General features: G+C 72.3%; 3 protein-coding genes. All 3 read right to left on the reverse strand.

What is annotated here, in order from left to right; genetic code table 11:
* Positions 1-42: 42 nt before the first annotated feature.
* The 3 genes from ABZW03_RS40375 to ABZW03_RS40385 are packed head-to-tail and all read right to left on the reverse strand — an operon-like array spanning position 43 to position 1,741.
* Positions 43-351, reverse strand: a complete 309-nt coding sequence (locus tag ABZW03_RS40375; RefSeq protein ID WP_355269802.1) for a hypothetical protein — start codon at positions 349-351, stop codon at positions 43-45.
* Positions 352-382: 31 nt separating this feature from the next.
* Positions 383-1,528 carry a permease gene (locus ABZW03_RS40380; protein ID WP_355269804.1) on the reverse strand — a complete coding sequence of 382 codons (1,146 nt, stop codon included), beginning with the start codon at positions 1,526-1,528 and terminating at the stop codon, positions 383-385.
* 30 nt (positions 1,529-1,558) lie between these two features.
* Positions 1,559-1,741 (reverse strand): hypothetical protein, encoded by a 183-nt coding sequence (locus ABZW03_RS40385; protein WP_355269806.1) that lies wholly within the window; start codon positions 1,739-1,741, stop codon positions 1,559-1,561.
* Between the last annotated feature and the right edge of the window lie 95 nt (positions 1,742-1,836).

Raw genomic sequence — 1,836 nt, forward strand, 5'->3', positions numbered from 1 at the left:
GTCGGCCGGGCCGACTTCTCGCGCAGACCCCTTCCCGCCCACTCACTCGGCGGCGACAGGCATGGGGACGGGCCCGAGGTCGCCCTCGGGGGTGCGGGTGAGGAGGGCGTGCAGCGCGGGGTCCGCGTAAGCCTCGGCGCTGTGCTTCCACTGGGTGAGCAGCAGTGCGACAGGGGCGAGGTCGTCCGGCGCCGCCGTTCGCCGGGCCGTGTCGACCAGGTCGGTGAGCAGGGTGTCGAGGTCCCCGTCGGGCAGGAAGGTGCTCCAGGGCAGGGCTTCGGGCAGCATCCGGCGCAGCGCGGCGGTGTTCCCGGTCCGTGTCAGGTCCGCGGTCACGGGCGTGAAGTCCACCGGTGTGGAGCGTACTTGAATCGGGATGGCGTCAGGGGTGATCGCTCCCCGGGGTGCCGCCCATCATGCGGAGCATGGGGGCGCCGCCGGTGCGGAGGAAGCGGGTCACCAGGAGGGCGGCGAGGAGGAGGAAGGCGATGTTGAGCCAGGTGGTGTAGTTCCACGTGATGCCCGACATCGGGATCTCCGCGTTCCGTTGGTCGGGGACGAGGCCGGCCCAGCCGAAGAGGAGTTCCACCGCGTACCCGGCCAGGGCCATCGCCGTGTAGAAGGTGCCGAGGAGGAAGAGGGCCATCCGGCCGCCGTAGTACTTCCGGTAGATGGTGAGGATCGGCAGGATCAGCAGGTCCGCGAAGATGAACGCGACCACGCCGCCGAAGCTGATGCCGCCCTTCCAGAGCACCACCGCCAGCGGCACGTTGCCGATCGAGCAGACGAAGGACGCGATCGCGACCAGCGGGCCGACCAGGGGGCCCCAGAGCTTGGCGGCCAGCGGGTGGTCGACGACGAAGAAGGCCTGCCAGAAGGAGTCGGGCACCCAGGCGGCGATCGCGCCGGCGATCAGCAGACCGACGACCAGGTCCCGCAGGATCGCGGCCCACTCCATCACGAACACGTGCGAGACCGCGGTGAGGCCCGGGCGGGACAGCAGCCGGCGGGTGAAGGAGCCCTCGCCCGCCACCGACATGTCCATCGCCGCGTGGCCCTCCATCGAGCCCGCACGGCCGTGCTCCGCCTGCTCGCGGGCCTCCCGCAGCAGCGGCTCGCGCAGCAGCAGGCGGAACAGCACGGCGAGCAGCAGGATCATCACCGGGCCGCCGACGAACTCCGCGGCGGTGAACTGCCAGCCCAGCAACAGGGCCAGGATGACGCCGAGTTCGACCACCAGGTTGGTCGAGGCGATCTCGAAGGCCATCGCCGCCGTGAAGTTCGCGCCCTTGCGGAACAGCGAGCGGGCCAGCGCGACGGCCGCGTACGAGCAGGAGGAGGACGCCGCCCCGAGTCCGGCCGCGACGGCGAGGGTGCGCGGGCGGTCGTCGCCGAGCAGCCGGACCACCGTCGACTTGTGGACGACGGCCTGGACGACAGCGGAGAGCAGGAAACCGAGGACCAGCGCCCAGGTGATCTCCCAGGTCATCGATCCGGCGATGGACAGTGCGTGCAGGATCGCGTGCATGGCGGCCGACGATAGGCCCGCCGGGGGTGTTCAGCGGCCGCGGCGCGCCGGACACCCACCGGCGGCGGCGCCCGAGCCGGCCGGTTCGGCGGCGGCCGCCGCGACGGCGCCGGCCAGGCAGGCGACCAGGCAGCGGGTGACGGGGTGGCGGACGGCCCGCAGCAGGACGGCCAGCGGGACGGCCAGCGGGGCGGTCGGCTTCTCGGGGTGCATTCTCGGACGCTCCTTCAGGAAGGTACGGAACCGCCCGCACCTCCGCTCGCACAGGCCCCGAGCAGCAACACCAGAACCGCCCCGCCGACTCCAAC

Origin of the sequence: Kitasatospora sp. NPDC004799, assembly GCF_040609095.1 — a bacterium.
Classification (GTDB): Bacteria; Actinomycetota; Actinomycetes; order Streptomycetales; family Streptomycetaceae; genus Kitasatospora.